Annotated in this window: 18 protein-coding genes; 9 read left to right on the top strand and 9 right to left on the bottom strand. The window is 62.2% G+C overall.

Translation table 11 applies throughout. The features are described 5' to 3' along the window. Window positions 1-12 precede the first annotated feature (12 nt). Genes FVW59_RS14120 through FVW59_RS14105 form a run of 4 tightly spaced genes read left to right on the top strand, consistent with a single transcriptional unit; the run spans window position 13 to window position 4,593 of the window. A complete protein-coding gene (locus tag FVW59_RS14120; RefSeq protein ID WP_148064999.1) occupies window positions 13-561 on the top strand; it encodes a polysaccharide biosynthesis/export family protein in 549 nt (182 codons plus the stop codon). Between the two features lie 23 nt (window positions 562-584). Then, window positions 585-2,783: a GumC family protein gene (locus FVW59_RS14115; protein WP_148064998.1), complete on the top strand. Its 2,199-nt coding sequence runs from the start codon at window positions 585-587 to the stop codon at window positions 2,781-2,783. After that, complete coding sequence (locus FVW59_RS14110; RefSeq protein WP_187275899.1) at window positions 2,780-3,733, top strand: tyrosine-protein phosphatase; 954 nt, start codon at window positions 2,780-2,782, stop codon at window positions 3,731-3,733. The genes FVW59_RS14115 and FVW59_RS14110 overlap by 4 nt, the downstream gene beginning before the upstream one ends. A 32-nt stretch (window positions 3,734-3,765) precedes the next feature. Continuing rightward, window positions 3,766-4,593, top strand: coding sequence for a hypothetical protein (locus FVW59_RS14105; RefSeq protein ID WP_148064997.1), 828 nt, complete (start codon window positions 3,766-3,768; stop codon window positions 4,591-4,593). Here the strand turns inward: FVW59_RS14105 and FVW59_RS14100 are convergent, their stop codons facing one another. From FVW59_RS14100 to FVW59_RS14060, 9 genes are read right to left on the bottom strand one after another with little or no spacing between them, the layout of a single operon-like run. Continuing rightward, the gene (locus FVW59_RS14100) at window positions 4,594-5,910 is read right to left on the bottom strand and encodes a flippase (RefSeq protein ID WP_148064996.1); all 1,317 of its coding nucleotides are present in this window, start codon (window positions 5,908-5,910) and stop codon (window positions 4,594-4,596) included. Window positions 5,911-5,924: 14 nt separating this feature from the next. Next, window positions 5,925-6,842, bottom strand: coding sequence for a sulfotransferase family protein (locus tag FVW59_RS14095; RefSeq protein WP_187275898.1), 918 nt, complete (start codon window positions 6,840-6,842; stop codon window positions 5,925-5,927). 1 nt (window position 6,843) lies between these two features. Further along, window positions 6,844-7,320, bottom strand: coding sequence for a glycosyltransferase (locus tag FVW59_RS14090; RefSeq protein WP_148064994.1), 477 nt, complete (start codon window positions 7,318-7,320; stop codon window positions 6,844-6,846). Then, window positions 7,317-7,793: a hypothetical protein gene (locus FVW59_RS14085; protein ID WP_187275897.1), complete on the bottom strand. Its 477-nt coding sequence runs from the start codon at window positions 7,791-7,793 to the stop codon at window positions 7,317-7,319. Before FVW59_RS14085 ends, FVW59_RS14090 begins: the two co-directional genes overlap by 4 nt. Then, window positions 7,780-8,847, bottom strand: coding sequence for a glycosyltransferase (locus FVW59_RS14080; RefSeq protein ID WP_187275896.1), 1,068 nt, complete (start codon window positions 8,845-8,847; stop codon window positions 7,780-7,782). Before FVW59_RS14080 ends, FVW59_RS14085 begins: the two co-directional genes overlap by 14 nt. Continuing rightward, the gene (locus FVW59_RS14075; RefSeq protein ID WP_148064991.1) at window positions 8,837-9,739 is read right to left on the bottom strand and encodes a sulfotransferase domain-containing protein; all 903 of its coding nucleotides are present in this window, start codon (window positions 9,737-9,739) and stop codon (window positions 8,837-8,839) included. Before FVW59_RS14075 ends, FVW59_RS14080 begins: the two co-directional genes overlap by 11 nt. Further along, the gene (locus FVW59_RS14070; protein ID WP_148064990.1) at window positions 9,736-10,212 is read right to left on the bottom strand and encodes a serine O-acetyltransferase; all 477 of its coding nucleotides are present in this window, start codon (window positions 10,210-10,212) and stop codon (window positions 9,736-9,738) included. The genes FVW59_RS14075 and FVW59_RS14070 overlap by 4 nt, the downstream gene beginning before the upstream one ends. Beyond that, a complete protein-coding gene (locus tag FVW59_RS14065) occupies window positions 10,209-11,429 on the bottom strand; it encodes a hypothetical protein (RefSeq protein ID WP_148064989.1) in 1,221 nt (406 codons plus the stop codon). Before FVW59_RS14065 ends, FVW59_RS14070 begins: the two co-directional genes overlap by 4 nt. 11 nt (window positions 11,430-11,440) lie before the next feature. Continuing rightward, window positions 11,441-12,913, bottom strand: a complete 1,473-nt coding sequence (locus tag FVW59_RS14060) for an undecaprenyl-phosphate glucose phosphotransferase (RefSeq protein WP_187275895.1) — start codon at window positions 12,911-12,913, stop codon at window positions 11,441-11,443. Between the two features lie 390 nt (window positions 12,914-13,303). Between FVW59_RS14060 and FVW59_RS14055 the strand changes: the two genes are divergently transcribed. From FVW59_RS14055 to FVW59_RS14035, 5 genes are all read left to right on the top strand, one after another. Then, entirely contained in the window at window positions 13,304-13,633 is a 330-nt protein-coding gene (locus FVW59_RS14055) for a hypothetical protein (protein ID WP_148064987.1), read from the top strand. A gap of 122 nt (window positions 13,634-13,755) precedes the next feature. After that, complete coding sequence (locus FVW59_RS14050) at window positions 13,756-15,168, top strand: O-antigen ligase family protein (protein ID WP_148064986.1); 1,413 nt, start codon at window positions 13,756-13,758, stop codon at window positions 15,166-15,168. 162 nt (window positions 15,169-15,330) lie between these two features. Next, a complete protein-coding gene (locus tag FVW59_RS14045; RefSeq protein WP_187275894.1) occupies window positions 15,331-16,461 on the top strand; it encodes a helix-turn-helix transcriptional regulator in 1,131 nt (376 codons plus the stop codon). 511 nt (window positions 16,462-16,972) lie between these two features. After that, entirely contained in the window at window positions 16,973-18,112 is a 1,140-nt protein-coding gene (locus tag FVW59_RS14040) for a helix-turn-helix transcriptional regulator (protein ID WP_148064984.1), read from the top strand. A 22-nt stretch (window positions 18,113-18,134) separates the two neighbouring features. After that, window positions 18,135-19,103 (top strand): hypothetical protein, encoded by a 969-nt coding sequence (locus FVW59_RS14035; protein ID WP_148064983.1) that lies wholly within the window; start codon window positions 18,135-18,137, stop codon window positions 19,101-19,103. The last annotated feature ends 56 nt before the right edge of the window (window positions 19,104-19,159 follow it).

The following is a 19,159-nucleotide window of genomic DNA, read 5'->3' as shown; positions in this document are numbered from 1 at the left end:
ACGGACCTGTCTATGCTGCGCAATTCTGCTAACCCCTTCGGCCTGTGGATCACCACCCTGCTCGCCCTGTCGCTGTCCCTGTCGGCACAGGGCGTGAACAGCGCCGACGCCTATCAACTGGGGGCGGGCGACCACATTCTCATCCAGGTCTTCGATGAGCCTGACCTGAGCATGTCGTTCCGCTTGAGTGAATCGGGCACCGTCAATTACCCCCTGCTCGGCGAAGTGGAGGTGGAGGGCCTGACGGTGAGGGAGCTGGAGGCGCGCATTACCAGCGGCCTGCTGGGCGATTACCTGGTGAACCCGGACGTGACGGTAGCGATCGAGGAATACCGGCCGATCTATATCGACGGTGAAGTGCGCCAGCCGGGCGGCTTTCCCTACCAGCCGGGGCTGACGGTGCAGAAGGTGGTGGCCCTGGCTGGCGGCTTTACCGAGCGCGCCCTGCGCGATCGCATTGCTTTGCAACCCGCGAAAGACCCGGCCAGCGAACAGTCGGTGGGCCTGGACTACACCATCCGGCCGGGTGACGTGATCACCGTGAAACGAAGCTTCTTCTGACAGCAAAGACAGGCGACAACGACATGAACGACCTGCGTGATATTGCGGTGCTGCCGGTTCGGGAAGGCCTGGGCAGGAATGACGAGCTGGATTTCCGGCACTACCTGGATGTTCTCGACAGGAAGAAATGGGCGATACTGGGGCTCGCCGGAATTGTCAGCCTGATCACGCTGTTGGTGACCCTGGCGATCACACCGGTCTATCAGGCCTCGGCTACCCTGCTGATCGAATCCAAAAGCACCAATCTGGTCTCCATTGAAGAAGTCTACGGCTTTGATACCGGAGCCCGGCAGTACTACGAAACCCAGTTTGAAATTCTTCGCTCCCGCCCCCTGGCGGAGCGGGTGATCCGGCGTCTCTCCCTCACCGAACATCCGGAGTTTGTTGCAGCGGAACCGGAGGGCGCGAGTGGCATCGGCCGTTGGCTGCCCTTTCTTGCGAGCGCGCCGGAGCAGGGTGTCAGCGACCCGGTGGTGGAACTGACCGCGCCCTACCTGAAGAACCTGAATGTCGACCCCGTTCTCGATACGCAGCTGGTTCACGTGCGTTTTGAATCGCCCGATGCGGAACTCGCGGCACAGGTCGCCAATGCCCACGCCGAGGCCTATATCGACAGCATGCTGGACGCGCGCATGGATGTGACCCAGCGCGCGGGCGACTGGATGCGCCGGCGCCTGGATGAATTGAGCCAGAACCTGCAGGCATCGGAGACGCGCCTGCAGAGCTTTCGCGAGCGCGAACAGCTGGTCGATATGGACGGACTGCAGTCCCTGCCGGCGCAGGAAATCGAGGAGCTGACCAGTCGCCTTATCGAAGTCCAGCGCCATGTCTCCCAGTCCAAGACCGCCTACCTGCAGGTACAGCAACTGCGCGACTCGGCAGTATCGCCGGGTGAACTGAGTTCCCTGCCCGGCGTATTGAACGATTCGCTGGTGCAGACCTTCCGCCAGGCCACGGCCCAGGCAGAGGTGAGGGTGGCTGAACTCGGCAAGCGCTATGGTCCGAAGCACCCGCGCATGGTGGCGGCTGCGTCAGAGCTCGCGGCGGCGAATGAAAGCCTGTCCCGTCATATCGGCAGTGTGGCCGACAGTATTCGCGCCATCTATGAAGAGGCGCAGCAGGAGGAGATTGCCATTGCCGAAGCTCTGAGCCAGGCCAAGGAGCGCTATCACGTGGTGGGGCGCAAGGGGTCGGAACTGCGCGCGCTGCAGCAGGAAGTGGAGAGCAACCGGCAGCTCTATGACATGTTCTACGATCGTGTAAAGGAAACCTCCCAGACCGACGATATGCAGCCGGTCAATGCGCGCATCATCTCTCCCGCCATTCTGCCGACAGACCCGGTCAAACCCAACAAACGCCTGTTCGTGGCGCTGGCGTTCTTCCTCAGCATCGTGCTCGGTATTGTGGCCGCCTTCCTGCTGGATGCGCTGGACAATACCATCAAGAGTGCCGACGACGTGGAGGAGAAACTGAATCAGCCACTGCTTGGCATGTTGCCGCTGGTGGAGTTCGCGGAAAATGCCGATCGCCAGCAGCCCCTGTTCCTGGATGAAAGGCACAACAGCTACGCCGAGGCGGTGCGTACGGTGCGCACCAGCATCGCACTGTCCAGCCTCGACCAGCCTTACCGCTCCATGATGATTACCTCGTCGGTTGCCAACGAGGGCAAGACAACCACGGCCATCAGCCTTGCGCTGGCCTTCTCGCGCTTGGAGCGCGTATTGCTGGTGGATGCCGACATGCGCCGGCCCAGCATAGCGGGCGAACTCGAATTGCCCCGGGCGCGGGCGGGGCTGGCAGAACTGGTGGCCGGGAAAGCGGCCATCGAAGACGCCATCGTGGCGCTGCCAGGGCAGAATGTGGATGTCATCGGTGCCGGTGTGGTGCCGCCGAATCCCCTTGAACTCCTTTCCTCCCGCCGTCTGCGGGAACTGCTCAACGAACTGTGTGACCGCTACGACCGGGTTATCGTCGATTGTCCGCCGGTACTGCCGGTCAGCGATGCGCGGGTGATAGCGACCCATGTGGACTCGGTTGTCTACCTGGTGAAGGCAGATTCGACCTCGGCACAAAAGGTGAAAATCGGCCTTGGCCACCTGGCGCAAACGCGTTCGCCGATTACCGGTGTCGTGCTCAATCGCCTTGATATCAGGAAAGCGGAGAAGTACGGCGACTACGGCTATGGCGGCTATCACGAGACATACAGTTCGGCGCCGGCATGATAGACCTGCACTGTCACTTTCTGCCCGGTATCGATGACGGCGCGCGAAACCTGGAGGAAGCCCTGGCGCTGGCGCAGGCGGCAGTGGACAACGGCATTCAGCGCGCGGTGATGACGCCCCACCTGCACCCCGGGCGGTGGGAGAACTTTGCGCAGGATATAGCCGACGGTACACAGCGCTTTCGCCGGGCGCTGGCAGACCGGGGCATTGCGCTTGAAATCGGCTTTGCCGCGGAAGTGCGTCTGTCCCCCGAGATTCCGATGCTGATACGCCAGGGGCGCGTGCCGTTTCTCGGGCAGATGGATGGCTACAGCATGATGTTGCTGGAGTTTCCCCACGGTCACATTCCCCTCGGTGCCGACAAGCTGGTGGCGCATCTCCTGCAGATGAAGGTCAGGCCGGTGATCGCCCACCCGGAACGCAACAAGGACGTCATGCGCGACCCGCGCCGGCTCGCGCCCTTCCTGGAAATGGACTGCATCATGCAACTCACGGCCGCCTCGGTGGTGGGCCGATTCGGCGAGCGGGCCCAGGGCGCGGCACTGGCTTTGCTGGAATCGGACGCAACCATGATCCTCGCCACCGATGCACACAACCTTGAGGCGCGCCCCCCGCTGTTGCGCGAAGGGGTTGCCGCCGCCGCGCGTGTGGTCGGCGAGGAGAGGGCACGGGACATGGCCGATGCCCTGCCCAACCGGATTGCGGCCAGCCAGTTCGATGGCGAGGATGTCGCCGCGATCCCCGGTGTCGGGGCGCTGTCGCCAATGCTCGACAGTCTTTTGCTCAGAGTGATCGACGAGCGCATCCAGCGACCGCCGGGTGACAGTCGCAGCAGCGATGTCGCCGAGGTCCTGGCGCGGCAATATCACCGGGAATTACTGCGTGCCCTTCGGGAAGACCGCTGCAGTCCTGGCGTGACGCCGCTGCTTCGCGATATTCACGGCAAGTAACGACAGAGCGCCTTCCAGGTGGAGAGACTTGAATGAATACACGGGTGGGACAGGGGCTGGCAGCGGGTTTGCTGGTCGCAATAGCAGGCGCTGCAGCGCTGGTTGTTCGCGATACGCTGGGCGCTATCGCATCGGTGCCTGCCATGAGCCTGATGGAACAATGGCAGCAGGCTGCCCTGGAGGCCGAGGCGGCCGCGGTGGCAGTGGCCGAAGAGGCGGCGACGGACAGTCCGCCCACTCTGGATACCATAGCGCCGCTGGCGACGGTGACTTACACTCCTTCGGAGAATGACTGGCAGCTGGCGCGCTCGTCGCTGGACAACGCGCTGCAACTGGCGCCGGACAATCCCGAACTGCACGCCAACCTCGGTCGTCTCTACCAGTTCCGCTTCGAGAACAACAACCTGCCGCTGGATACGATCAGTGAAAGTGCCGGGCACGCGGCGGCTGCGTTTCAGCGCGCGGCACAGTTGCGCCCGACCTGGCCCTATCACTGGTGGGATGTTGCCCGCACCGAGTATGTGCTGCAGCGCGCACCGGGGCCGGCATTCCGCCAGGCGCTGGACAATGTGGTGCGATTTGGGCCGTGGCTGGAAGATGTGCAACTGTTTGCGACTGACCTGGCGCTGGAGCACTGGCCGGCGCTCGATGCTTCATCGCATCAACTGGCGCTGCAGAACATCGACCGTGCGTTGCAGCGCAATCCGGATATCGTCAGCGCAATGCTGGCCTCCTATGCCGCCTGGAGTGAAGTCTGCTCCTCCGGAGAGCGGCAAGACGCGGCGCTCGATCACCTGCGGGACTACTGTCAATCGCCGGAACTCCGGGCCGGGATCAGCGCACCTCCGCCTGCGGGCTGATCACGCTGTCCTCATAGCGCCAGCCAGGCGGAAGCCGAGTAGGCGTCGCACCTGCCACAGCCCCAGCAGATTGACCACCGACAGTGCCACTGCGGCGGCAACCGCCGCGCCCAGAATGCCGTACTGCGGCGTGAGCATGACATTCAGGCCGACCGCGGTAAGCGCTGCCAGCGCGGTATTGTTGCGCACCTGCCGGTAGTGTCCGGACATCTGCAGCAGGTAGCCGACGGGCCCGGTCACCACGTTGACGAACTGGCCCAGTGCAAGAATGATCAGTACCGGCGCCGCGCTGGCATAGCCTGACCCGAACAAGGACAGAATTGGCTGAGGGAACAACAGCATGGCAACAAGCAGCGGCGTCGCCATCAGCAGCATGACGCGCAGCGACAGCCGCGACAGCTGTTCCAGCTGCCGCATCTCGCCGTTGTGGTAATGCACCGCGAAGCGCGGCGCCACCACGCTGTTCACCGCCATCAGCACAAAGCTGGTCACCATGGCCACGCGCTGGGCGATGGTATAGATCGCGACATCGGATGCGCTGGCCCAGGCACCCAGGAACAGCTGGCTGCTCCATACCATCACCAGTTGGGTCAGCGCCACGATAAACAGCGGGAAGGACTCGCGTACCAGCGGCAATACCCTGTCGACGCGCACATTGGCGGCCCCCAATTGCACCTGCCTGGCGGTGCACGCCAGCATATACAGCATCATCAGTGCGCAACCGGCGACATAGGAGCCGGCCAGCAGCTCGATACCCGCCGGCAGGCCCGCCAGGTGTACCCCCCCGGCCAGCAGCAGCGACGCCAGTGTCACCTGGCCCAGGTTGAGGCTGGCGATGTGGAGGCCTATCCGCGACAGGCCCTGGTTGATATAGCTCAGCAGTAAGCACACGCCATAGAAAGGCGTGGCCAGCGCCATCAGCCTCAGCATGGGTGCCATCGACGGCTTGGAAAACAGCGCAGCCGCCAGCCAGTCGGCCGCAGCATACATCAGCGATGCCAGCGCGATGCCGGCGATGAGGGTTATCAGCAGAGCGCTGCTGCACAGGGTGGCCAGTCGCTGCTGGTCATTGCTGCTGCGCAGTACCGAGACCTGCTTGACCAGTACATTGTCCATGCCAAAGCGGATGAACTGGCTGGCCACCAGTACCAGGGTAATACAGAGGAAAAACTCACCGGCGAGAGTCGGTTCGTAGTGGTGGACAACCAGCAGGTTGAAGCCGAGCAGGCAGAGTGAAGACAGGACTTTCAGCACCATGGCCTGGGCCCCCCTGTGCAACAGGTCCCGGTTGCCGATGCGCTGTAGCAGACTGGCCATCTGGCGTGCGGCTCCTACAGGTAGATGCGCCGGAAGCGCAGCAGGGACTTGTAGGCTGAGCTATTGTAGGCCCAGGCACGGGGTATGAATCGTGGGTGGGCGCCCTCGGGTTCCCGGTCGTAGTTGAACACTTCGCGGTAGGTGCGGGTCATGGCGCTGACCAGGCGATGCTGATGCTGATCCTCCACGCGCTGCCAGCGAAAGGCTTTGCCGGGATCGATGTCGCCACTGGCCTCGGCCTTCCAGCGGGTTTCCCATTCCGGCACCACCGCGGATGGCTTGTTGTCATCCAGGGCGTAGGGCAGGCCAAGAAACTGGCAGATTTTGCGCAGCTGCAGGTGCTGGCCCAGCACCAGGTCCTCGAAGCGAATCAGGTGAACACGGCCCGGATACTCGCGATGAAGGCGGACGAAGGCATCGTTGTACATATTCCATGCAGCGCAGTGTTTCGGCACATTGGAGTGAATCCAGTCCACCTGCAGGTTGGAGTGCACCACATCGCGGGGATCCTTGACCAGGTAGATAAAGCGGGCATCGGGATAGCAGGCGAGAATCTGCCGGGTATAGAGAATGTGCCCCGGGGATTTCTCCAGCAAAATGGCCGGCTGCGCCACACCCATGCGCTGCGCGTGAGCGGCCAGGAAATGGTGCAGGAAACGCGACCGGTCGAAGCCGCTGGCGCGCACCACGTCGAGCAGTTCGTCATTGCCTAGGCCGAAGTCGCGCAGCCGCCTGTCGCGCAGCAGGGTGTCGAGAAACTGGCGACCGTTGCGGGCGTGTTTCAGCTGTTTGAAGGCGCTGCGAAAGTACTGGCTCTCCGGGCCGACCACCACGTTGCTCAGTCGGTTCAGCTGGCTGGCCAGCAGGGTGGTGCCCGAGCGGGGGTAGCCCGTAATAAAGGTCAGTGATTGTTCCAGAGGCGAACTGTTCATGTCAGGCCAATACCTTCCGCAGTGCATTCAGTGTGGTTTCCGGTGCGAAGCGGGACACCGTCTCACGTTGTTCCGGGTGCTGCCGGGCCTGCACCAGGGCGTCGGCAAGCTGGTCGGCATCGTTGATGGGATAGCAGTGTTGCAGGCGCGAGAAATAACGCAGGGTCTGCTCCTGGTGGTTGTCGCGGTGTTCACTGTGCTGTGCCAGGCGCGCCATCATGACAATGGGTTTGGCAAATTCCAGGGCGGTGAATATGGAGCCGATGCCAACATGGGCGATGACCAGCTCTGCCCGGCGGAATTGACTGCGGCACTGCGTGGCAGAAAGGAAGGGAACCGCCGCGAAATTCTCCGGCTGATAGCGGCCATCGCCGATTTGTCCAAAGACCTCCTCCCCGGGGTGAGCTGCACAGTAGGCGTCCACCGTGGCGACCAGCCTGTCAAAGGGCAACTGTGTGCCGACCGTCAGGAAAATCATGCACCCGGCTCCAGATTCAGCGGTATCAGGCTGCCGAGGTATTGCACGCCGGCGCTGCGTTGCAGGTGAGGCCACTGTGTGTAGCAGTGCGGCGTCAGGTGGCGGGCAATGCGACCCGACAGCGACATTTTTTCCGGATTGGCGATGCTGTCTATCCACACCAGTTTGTCACAGCGCAGCCGCGCCCAGACCAGGGCCAGGAGGCCCGGGGCCGCTCCGGTGGACAGCACCACATCGGGCCGCTCGCGAAACACTACTGCGGCCGTCTGCCAGGCGGTGCGCAGCAAGCGCAGTTTCTGTGTCGCGTTGCTGTCGGTCAGCCGGTAGTAGCGCGCGATGGCTTGGCCCTCCGGGGCTTCCGGCGCGGTGGACGCGAGTACTACGCTGTAGCCTTCAAACGCCGGCGTAAGGCGCAGCAATTCAATCAGGTGGCCGCCACCGGAGCACACCGCCAGGAGTTTACGCGAGCTCATGATAGAGCTTGCGAATCTGCGGCACGATGGAACCGGGCGTGAAGCGTTCGTAGTAGCTGCTGCGGCCCTGCCGGCCCAGCTGGTCACGGCACTGGGCATTGGCGGCCCGCCCCAGCAGTTCCACCAGCGCGGGGATATCGCCGGGGCTGTGCAGGAGCCCGTTCTCCCCCGAGGCGATCACCTCGGGAATGCCGCCGACGGTCGAGGAGACCACGCATTTGCCCAGGCTCATCGCCTCCAGTATCGCCATCGGCAGCCCCTCGTGGTAGGAGGGCAGCACCAGCACATCGGCGCTGTTGAGCATGGCGTATTTGTCGTCGCCCGAGATCCAGCCGACAAAGGTAACCTTGTCAGCTATGCCGCATTGAAGGGCCAGTGCCCTGGCCGCATCTATTTCTCCGCTGCCGCAGACGATGAGCTCGACCTTGTCGCACACCTTGCACAATTCGCCGAAGGCCGGCAACAGGTCGTAGATACCTTTGCGCTGCCCCACTTCTCCCATGTAGACGTAGCGCACCACGTCCGGCTGCGCCCGGTGCATCGCCAGCGCGCCGGTCAGCGGTATTTCCGGCACCGGTTCTACGTAGTTGTAGATGAGGCGGGAGCGGATGCCGCTGTCGATGTCCTCCACGGTTTCCTGCCAGCGCCGTGAAAGCACTACCACGAAGTCGGCGGCCAGCAGGGTGTGGCGCATCAGCCATTTCACCGGCGCACTGGCGGTTTCGTGATACTGGTCGAACTCCGAGCCGTGCAGGTGGAGTATGACCCTTGCACCGCTGAGTTTGAGCAGGAACAGGATGATCGACTTGCGGAAGAAACTGCCTTTCATCGCCATGTGCAGGTGGTAGAGCCGGTGCCCCCGCAGTCGCAGCCACAGCAGTTTGGCCAGGCAGCTGGCGAACAGGCCACAGCGGTAGAAAACGCTGCCTTCGGCGTGTGAAGCGAGCCAGTAGGCATCGTAGCCCGAGAAAACGTCGCTCTGCTGGTAATTCTCCACGACGGAACGGATACCCCCGGGGGCGCGGGTACTGATCGTCACGATACTATGCGGCATGAAAGTGCCTCCAGTGAATGGTTGGGGTTCCGGTGGCACGCAGCAGCTGGCGAACCCGCTCGACGTCGCGTGCATAGTAGTCGCGGAGCTGGTTTACCGAAGTCTGCGACAGGGTGGAATCCTCCGGTAATCCGGCGCCGTTCACGCGCCGGTACAGGGCGACGATACGTCGCTTCAGGCGCGGATAGCGTCGCAGCAGGGGCTCCAGGCAGTGATTGAGTTTCATGCTCCGGGCGTGCAGCCAGTGGTGCTTGCCCTGGAAGGTGGCGTTGGCCCGAAAGAACTCGAAGTCACGATAGAAGCCGGCGTCGAGGTCCAGCGCTCCGGCGATGCGCTGCATGACGGTATCGGGCTCGCGGTTCAACTGGTCGAAATCGAGCAGCATGACGCGGTCGCCGAAGTGATCGAAGTAGTGCTGGAGATGCTCGGCATAGCGACCGGCGGGCAGCACATCCAGGAACCAGGAGTTGTCGAAGGGGGTATCCGCAAGGGCGATGCGACCCTCGTCGTAGGCCATGCAAAGTTGCACGTAGTCGTCGATACCCAGCCACTGCGGAATGAAAAAGCGACTGCGATGGAAGCGGTAGCTGGACTGCAGGCGCTCAACCGGGTCGCGCAGAATAAACAGCAGCCGGCAGCCGGACAGCGTGGCGTCGATACGCGGTGCGACATCGCGAGCCAGTCCCAGGTAGCCTGGCGAGGCCTCCATGCAGACCTGGTCAGCGCTGCCGGGTGAAAACAGAGCCCGGTAGCCCTGCTCGCTGCAGTTGGGCTGGCGAAAGTAGTCGGTTTCCTTGCGCTGGGACGGCCGCACGCCCGGGTGCATTGCCAGGTATTCGAAGACCGAGGTGGTGCCGGCTTTCTCGGTGCCGCCGATGATGAAGTAGCTCATGCCGCCATCTCGCTGCTGTCCCGGGGCTGCGCGGGCAGGGGCGTGGCCGGTATGCCAACCACCGTCTGGTTGGCAGCGACATCGTGCAGGACGACACTGTTGGCACCGATAACGGCATTGTCGCCGATGCTGACCGGGCCGAGAATTTTCGCGCCGGTAGCAATGTAGACGTTGTTGCCGATGCGCGGTGCCCCCTCCATGCCCTTGCCGCGCCCTCCCAGGGTGACACAGGTACCGATCACGCAGTCGTCGCCGATCACTGACTGGGGGTGAATCACCACTGACATGCCGCGATGGGAGCAGTAGGTGCGATCTCCGATGACACAGGCGGCCGGAATGGAGCAGTTGAAAAGAAAGTAGTTCAACGCTTCCGCGAACTTGCGCAGTGGGGTGAATCCCGTGCCCGGGTCGCCCCGGTAACAGCGATAGAGGCTGACGGCGTTGAAATAGCGGGTGGGGCGCTGGTAGGTCATGGTCGGCCCTTGTGTCCTGTGTAGATTGAGTGGTTAGGGGGGCGCGCTGCCTGGGCGAGGGCAATGTAGGCCAGGGCGACAGCCACCAGATAGCCGGGTAGCAGGCGATAGATGATGCCGTTGCTGAACAGGCCAGTGGCGATGTAGGCCAGTACCAGTGCGCGACCGTGCCGGTTGGGTTGCACCCGGTACAGCAGCACCAGGTTGGCTATCAGTAACAGCAGGCCGACAACGCCGAGTTCAGTAACCGTTTGCAGGTAGTTATTGTGTGAATCTTTCTCGCCGAACCAGTTTGCCACCTCGATGTAGTCGCTGCCGAAGCCGCGACCGAACACCAGCTGTGACAGGTCGGCGCTGGACAGCATCTGCAGCTTCACCTGCCACATGTGCAGCCGGCCGGAGGAGATACGGTTCCAGTCGATGACTTCGGTGGAGAGCAGGGCTAGGCTGAGGATGGCAGCGGGTACCAGCAGGTACAGTGTTGCCTTGCCGGTGGCGCCGAAGCGGGACAGGTAGAGAATGCCGAAGTACACCGCCAGCAGTACCAGCGGCGTGCGAATGGACCAGCCGACCAGCAGCATGAACACACCGAACAGCATCATGCCAAGCAACAGCAGTTGGCGGCCGCGAGCCTGGGCGCGATAGCACAGGGTCCCGATGATCAGGGCGACGGAAAATATATAGGCCGCTTTGTGCAGGTTGCCGAAATAGGTGGGCAGCTTGGTCTGCTCGTGATTGACGTTGTCGGGCATGAACAGCAGGCCGGCAAAGCCGAGCACGAAGACCAGCGCCACCATGTTCTCGGTGATGCGGGCACTGGCGTGACGGTGGTTCACCGCACACAACATCAGGGCAAAGTACAGCAGTAGCGGCAGCACAAAACGGGTGTAGTAGATCACAGTGGCGCCGGGCCTGTGGTAGAAGGCACCCTGTACGACCAGGTATAGGGTAAAGCAGAGCAGGCCACCGACACAGATTTTCGCCTCCTCGCCAAGGCGCTGCCAGTAGACGGCAAGGGCCAGCCCGACGAGGGGCATCATCAGCAAATCCAGTGCGTAGTTCAGGGCACCCAGAATGCCCAGTTGTACCGAGAAGGAGATCAGCAGCTTCAGGAACAACAGCGTATAAAGCGCCGCGCCGAGGGCGCCGGGCTTGGACCTTAACAGTCCCGGTGCAGGCAGGCCGGTAAGCGGGTCGCGGGAACTCAGGGTGAGCATCGCGCGGGCGCTTAATAGATATCTTTGGACAGCAAGGTGAACGGCGTTTTCACCAGTATGGTGATATCCAGCCAGAGCGACCAGCGGTTGATGTAGTCGATGTCATAGTCCACCCGGTGCTTCATCTTGTCCACGCTTTCGGTTTCCCCCCGGCAGCCATTGACCTGGGCCAGGCCGGTGATGCCGGGCTTGATCCGGTGGCGGATCATGTAGGGCTTTATCAGTGATGCGTAGTACTCGTTGTGTTGCAGGGCGTGTGGGCGTGGGCCCACCAGAGACATCGACCCTCCCAGTACGTTGAATAGCTGCGGCAGTTCATCGATTGAAGAGCGACGGAGAAAGCGGCCGATCGGGGTGACACGCTTGTCGTTACGGCTGGCCTGGGTGACGCTGTCGCCATCTTCCCGGTGCATGTACATGCTGCGGAACTTGATCACCTCGATGACGCGGCCGTCCCAGCCGTGGCGCTGTTGGCGAAAAAAGACCGGCCCGGGTGAGGTGAGCTTGACGCCCAGGGCCACTGCGATCATCAGCGGGCTGAGCAGGAGCAGGGCGAACGAGGCAACGAGCGTGTCCAGCAGCGACTTCGCCAGCACCTGTCCCTCCCGGGCCATCGGACTTTCAGACAGGCTGAGCAGGGGGACGCCGGCGACCTCGCTGACACCGTGATTAAGCAGCCTGAGGGAGAAGATGTCCGGGGCCCAGATGATGTCCACGTTCTTGTCGACGAGGCGGTCGTAGATGCTTTCAATCATGTCGGAGCAGGACAGAGGCAGGGCGATATATACCCGGCGGATACCGTGTTGCTGAACGAGTTGCTCCAGGTCGCGGGTGTAGCCAAGCCAGGGCGACAGGGAGCCGTCCCAGCTGTCGCGCCCCTTCACACTGTTGTCGATGACGCCGATGATGCGGTCCGGCAGCCAGGGGTTGTCATCGAAGCTGCGGGCAAGGTGGTGGGCAAGCGCTTGCGAACCGACGATGGCGGTGCGAATCGGCTCGCCGTAGTGCAGGTGGAAGCGTTGCAGTAGCTTGAGTGTTGTGAGGTAGCAGATCACCTGCAGCGAATAGGCCAGCAGGGCCCAGCCGACCAGCACCAGGCGGGAAAAGGATTCGCTGGACTTGGTGACAAAGCCCAGTGTGAGTATGAAGCCGAGGGTAAGCCCCCATGCCTTGGTCAGCTGCAACAGGCACTGTATACGTCCGCGGGACTGCTGGAAGACCCCCGTCAGTTGGTAGACAGGCCACATTACCAGTGCGGTAAAGCCGGCCAGTTGCGGGTAGGGGGCGGTAATCGCGCCGTTGCGCCACCAGGCCAGCAATAAAAGACTGGCCATCGCCAAAAGCATGCAAAGGTAGATCTGCGCATTCATGGCCAGGCAATCCTGCCGGCGGAACAGGCGTTTTACCGGAATGCCCGCAACGCCTCCGACGGCGCCTGCATAGTCCCGGCGAGGGGTGTGTATTCCAAGACTGCCGATATTCATGGCGCAATTCCCTCTGTAGTCACTTGAATGGCGGCGCTGTTTATACTGCTGGACATTGGCGATTTCATGCGTGTACCACATGGGTCACGTGAGGCTTCTTTACCTCTCCGCTTACGCCTGCTGACCCAAACGGGTGAATCTTTAAAGTACATACGGAATATAAAGGGAGAGCTGTAATGCCCGGAAGGCGACTGCGCCGGGTAAAACGCCGGTGGCGAACCTTGAGCAAGCGGCTTGCTATGCGTTCCAGCACGTTATGCAGGGCGACAATCGTTCGTTTTGCACCCAAACGGGTTTGTATTGGCGGTCCTGGCGTTGGCCAATTGGACAGGGCTGTTCCAGTATTGATGGTGAAACACCCGTTTTCTTCACACATATGGAGGTCACCAGATGAAGAAGCGCTATCTTGCCTTCGCGGCAGTACTGGCATTGCCCCTGGGGCAGGCCAATGCTGATGTCATGCCCCGGGATCAGGCACTGTTCGAGGAGGAGCGACATCCCGCCAGCTTGCCCACCGCCAATTACCGCGGTGGCAAATGGCACCAGAGCGGTAACCGCTGGGGCGGCTACGGTCACGGATACTGGGGAGGTGCCTGGGGCGGTGGTCACGGCCAGGGCTGTCGCAAAGTCATCAGCTGGGTAATGGTCGGTCGTCACCCCATCTGGGGTTTCCCGTTCTTCCGGCCCAAAATCCGAAAAGTGTGCCCCAGTCCACACTGACCTACTTTTCCTGCATCGCCGCTCTCCGCTTGCGGAGGCGGCGCAAATGCGCCCCCGGCCTGTTGATTCACTCTGACAAGCGTGCGGGCAGCGTAGATAAGGCCAAGTTAAAGTAGGCGCAGATGAATCAATCCAGTGCGCAGGCTGAGCCTGCATCCGCCAGCCTGCTGTTTTACGGCTTTCTGGCCCTGTTGTTCTGGCTTCCGTTGCCGCTCGGCAGCAACCGCTGGTGGGCGTTGGCCCTGTTCGAACTGGCGGCGATGATCCTGGCCATGGTATGGCTGGTGCTCTACCTGAGGGGGCGGCTGACTACCGGGGCGGCGCTGGCCCAGGCTGCTCCGGCCCTGTTCCTGCTGGTGGCCGCACTGGCCTGGATGTGCCTGCAGATCGTACCGCTGCCTCCCGCCTGGATTGCAGTGCTGTCCCCGGAGGCCATGCGAGTTCACGAACTGTCCGGCTCGTCCCCAACTCTGTCCCTCAATCCCTTTGCCAGCCGCGCGGCACTGTTCGAATCCCTGAGCCTGGTGCTGGTGTTCTGCCTGACGCTGGTGCTGGTCAATTCCCGGCAGCGCCTGCGCGCGCTTTCAATCGTGCTGATTGTGAGCGGGGTCTGCCAGGCCGCGTATGGCTCCCTGATGACCCTGTCCGGGCTTGAGTACGGGTTTGTTGTAGAGAAAGAGGCCTACCGCGGCGTGGCGACGGGCACCTTTGTCAATCGCAATCACCTGGCCGGTTATCTGGAGCTGTGCCTGGCGGTCGGTATCGGCCTGCTGCTCAGCGAGCTGGCGCAGGAGCGATCGCCTCACTGGCGGGCCGGTGTGCGGCGCTTCCTGCAGTCTATGCTGGGGCGCAAGGGACTGTTGCGCTTGTCTCTGGTAGTGATGGTCATCGCCCTGGTGCTGACGCGCTCACGCATGGGCAATATCGCCTTCTTTGCCAGTCTCGGTATCACCGGGCTGCTTTACCTGTCGGCCCGGCGTCGCATCACTCGCTCCGGACTGCTGTTCTTTGCCAGTTTGCTGGTGGTCGACCTGCTGATCGTCGGCAATTTCTTCGGCGTGGAAAAGGTGGTGCAGCGCTTGCAGGAGACCTCGGCGGTTACCGAGCACCGGGATGAAGTGGTGCAGGAGTCGCTGCAAATTATTGCCGACTACCCTTTGAGCGGTACCGGTGCGGGCTCCTACTACAGCACCTACCCCTCTTACAGTACCGGCGTTGTTCCCCAGGTTTACGACCATACCCATAATGATTATGTGGAAATCGCCAGCGAACTCGGGCTGGTGGGTTTTGCCCTGCTGGCAGCGGCAGTGATTTACTGCCTCTACCTCGCGCTGCGGGCCCTGTTCCGTCGTCGTGATCCGGTCATGCAGGGGTGTGCCTTCGCCTGTGTCATGGGGACGCTGGCTCTACTCATTCACTCCCTGACCGATTTCAACCTGCAGATACCCGCCAATGCGGCGCTCTTCGTTGTGATACTCGCGCTGGGCGTCATCAGCGCCAGCGGCCGCTTTGCGCCGGTGACCGTGGACAACTAGCAGCGCGATTTCTCAATACCCGTCCCTGGCAGCATGTATCCCATATGGTTCATGACCGGGGGTGCCTGTCGGCCTACTCTGGATATTCGCAGGCCCCATGGAAGGGCTGACTCTGTCGCCAACGGGCGGCTGCTGTGTCGGGGAGAGATCGCACCTTTGTCGATGGCAATCAATTCAGAGATTGGCCGCATTATCGGCGAAATATACGATTCGGCGATAGATGCTGGTCGGCTGCCGCAGGCGCTGGCCTCGGTATCGAGGCTGGTAGGGGCCGATTACGGCGTGATTGCCCTCGGCGACCGCTACAATGCCTCGGTTAACTACCGCATCGCTGTTCCCGACGGCGGCGGTGACAAGCACCTGTCCGATGTGCTGTGTGACAGCGACTGGATCAGCTACGTACTGGATCAGCAGCCGGGTCGCGTGCTCAGCCACTCGACATTGCCGGCCAGCCAGCGCCAGGCGCGGCGGCTCAACGGCAGATTGCGCGGTATCGACTTCGGGCGCGGGCTGTCCGGCGGCTTTTTCCTGAAAAAATCCGGCTACTGCTATATTTCCTTCTGTCGCCGCGACGGTGGCGAGGCATTTTCAGCCGAGGAGATTGCGCGGCTTGAACTGCTGACTCCCCACGTGCAGCAGGCCTTCGAGATCAACCGTCATGTTCAGGAGCGCTCGGTGCTGCACGATGTGGTGCGGGAGCGCTATGAACAACTGTCCACCGGCGTGGTTTTGCTGGATCGGGACGCTTGTGTGGTGTTCAGCAACGCCTGGGCGCGGCGCCTGTTTCGCGAACCGGGCGGTATTCACTGTGTCGACGGCAGGCTGGGTGTGGCATCCCCTGAAGAAGACAGAAAGCTGGCCGGCCTGATAGAGCACTGTATCCGTACCTCCCACATAAAGGGGGTGATGACGGATGGTTACGTGGCGGTGCCGCGACACGAGCAGGACAAGGCTCCGCTGGCGATCAGCGTCAGCGGTTACTCCAGCAGCGATGATGCGCGCCCCCTGCTGCCCGCGGCTACCAGCGTGATGTTGCTGCTCTACGATGTCGAGCGCCGCAATTCCTCCCAGCGCTACATTCTCGAGCAACTTTACCGTTTGACGCCCAGTGAGGCCGCGCTTGCTGCCGGCCTGGCTGCCGGTAAAACCCTGAATGAGATTGCCAATGCCGGTGGCGTAAGCCGCGAGACACTGCGTTCACAGCTCAAGCGCGTGTTTCACAAGACCAGCACCAACCGGCAGTCCGACCTGGTAAAACTGGTACTGACCGGCCCCGGCAGCCTGCTGGTCTAGCCGCTACCCGCCAGATCGGTCCGGCGGAAGCCCGTTTCCCGGCGCAGGCGCAGGCGTCCGAATTTTCGTTCTCTCACCCGTTCGGGTCAGTGCGACTCCGCGGCAAAAATGGCCTTTCTGCTTCAGTGGCGGAGCCCGGCAAGTTCTGCCCGCCTTGCCGGGCGGGTCTCCTGTGCTACCGGGAGTGGCGCAAATTCCTGACAACCGCGGCATTTTCGCGCCTGATCGTGTCATTTCTGCCCCGCACACACGACAGGTTCCGAGCGCGAGTGCGCTGTCCCGGCCGGGGCTGCACGGGCAACTCTGTGAAAAATTCCAAAACATGAAAAATAAAAATTAACAACTTACATGAGGCGGGATTTGGTCTTTAATTATCAAATATGTGACCTGGCTCACATAAAAGTAGAGCACGATAACGTGCCGCGCCTTGTAAGGACCATTGCTGATTGAGCCGAAACATGTGGGTGGGCCATTGCCCGCCCGGGGAGTTGCGTTTCCAGGGAGCTGCACGATGAATCCGCAATTTGTAAGAGTAGTAGAGACTTTGTATGAATCCACTTTCGAGCCAGGCCAGCTGGAAGTGTTTCTGGAGGAGATGGCAGAGCTGACCGACAGTGCGGCCGCTGGTATTTACTGTTGCGACGACAATACCCGTCACAGCGGCTTCGTATCGAGTATCGGTATATCCGCCGGCGAGCTGACCGCGCGCGAACGGGAGGCCGGCTTCCACCGGGAGGTGGGGCGTCACATGTCGCCCCCGCCGCGGTCCGGCAGTATCACCTATACCCAGGATTTGCTGCCGGGAAAGCGCCTGCACCGGGAGCGTCTGTTCAGCCATTTTCTCCAGCCCCAGGGACTGGAGCAGGCCGGTTGCCTCTATGTCGAGCACGGCGGTCATCACACGGTGACAGCGTCGTTCATGCGCAAGACCGGCCGCGGCAAATACCGGGAGCAGGACAAGGCGCTGTTCAGCAAGGTGATGCCGCACCTGCAGCGCAGCTTCCGGCTAAAGCGCCACACGGCGGGCCTGCCACTTGGACTGTCGTCCGCCTGGGAGCTGATGGACATGCTGTCCTACGGGGTCATCCTGTTTAACAGCCGGCAGGAAGTGATTTACCTGAATCCCCAGGCTGAGCGCATTGTGGCAGACAACGACGGCGTGGTGCTGAACACCCGCTACCTCGGCGCCTGCCGCAGTGGCGAGAGCCAGCAGCTGCGCAACCTGTTGCGCGCTACCATCGCCTCTACCATTGATCCGGCCGTGCCGCTGGGCGGTGGCGACCTGCTGGTTAGCAGGCCCTCGGGTAAACGCGCCTACAGTGTCATGATCCACCCCCTGACACCCAGTGTATTCAGCGATGACCAGTGCCCGGCCGCCGCTGTCATCCTGCAGGATCCGGAGCAGGCGTCGGAGGCCCCGCTGGCGCGTATGCGCTCGCTGTATGACCTGACCACCGCCGAATCCCGCGTGGCCAATGAGATCATGCAGGGGCACTCACTGGAGATTTGCGCGCAGAATCTCGGTCACTCGGTGTCCACATCGCGCAATCTGCTGAAGCGGGTTTTCGCCAAGACTGAGACCGGAAGGCAGAATGAACTGGTGAGCCTGCTGCTGCGCTCACCGCTGGGGCTACAGAGCGCGCAGACCTGATTTGAAGATTGGCGGGAACAGAATGCCGGTATACCAGCGGCGCTGGTCGGCGCAGTTGTGCGCCCCGCTTGCAGCCCTGCTGGTGGCCGCCGGCAGTGTTGCAGTGGCGGAGCGGGACCTGTACCGGCAGCCCTTCTCGAGCCAGTCTCCGTGGAATGTATCTCTGGGGGAAACACCCTATGGGGATGCAGCCTGGGAGCCGCTCGACCTCGGCGAACAGGCCCACGTTCATATCAACAGCAACAGCTGGTCCATTCCCTTCTACCTGGCGGCGGACACGACGCCAGAGCGGCCGATCTACATCCGCAAGCTCGAGGACTACGTAGAGGCCCCGGTGCCCGAAGACGCCCGTCCCGCCGAGGGAACCGACGGCCATCTGGCGGTGATGTCGGCTGATCGCACCACCATCCACGAGTTTTTCCGCTATGACGAGGCGGGCCAGGCGGACATCTATCGCCGGCTGGATGCACCCGGCACCGGTGTGGCAGAACGTCCCGGCTGGCACATCGGCACCCGCGCCTATGGCGGCTCCTCAGTGGGCGGCCTGATACGGCGCTGGGAACTGGACGCGGGGCGTATTGATCACGCGCTGGCGGTGGCCCTGAGCCTGAACTTCCTGAAGCGCGGGTTTGTGCCGCCGGCGACCACGGAGGATGCCAATAGCGAGAAGAACTACACCGGGCATATCCCGATGGGCGCGCTGCTCAGGCTGCCGGCGGACCTGCAACCCGAGGAGCACCTGGAACGCCCCCTGGCACTGCTGATCGCGCGGGCGTTGCAGACGCACGGTGCCTATGTAGTGGACTCCGGTGGCAGCAACGCCCTGCTGTTCTACGCAGAGCCGGGTTTTGACGATGATCTGGTCGCCGCCAGCGCCAATGAACTGGACCGGATTCTGCCCCTGTTGCAATGGACCACGCCCGAGTCCGGCCTGGATGTCGGGGGTTTTTGCCAGGCTGGAGAGCGGCCCGCCGCCCTCACCTCACCCTGAAAGTTGCTACAATGCGCCGCTGCCGTTGCGAGCGGCAGTGTTGCGAATTTTCCCGG

The organism is Parahaliea aestuarii, from assembly GCF_008064635.1.
Lineage (GTDB): Bacteria > Pseudomonadota > Gammaproteobacteria > Pseudomonadales > Halieaceae > Parahaliea > Parahaliea aestuarii.
This window is presented reverse-complemented; position numbering and strand designations above follow the sequence as displayed.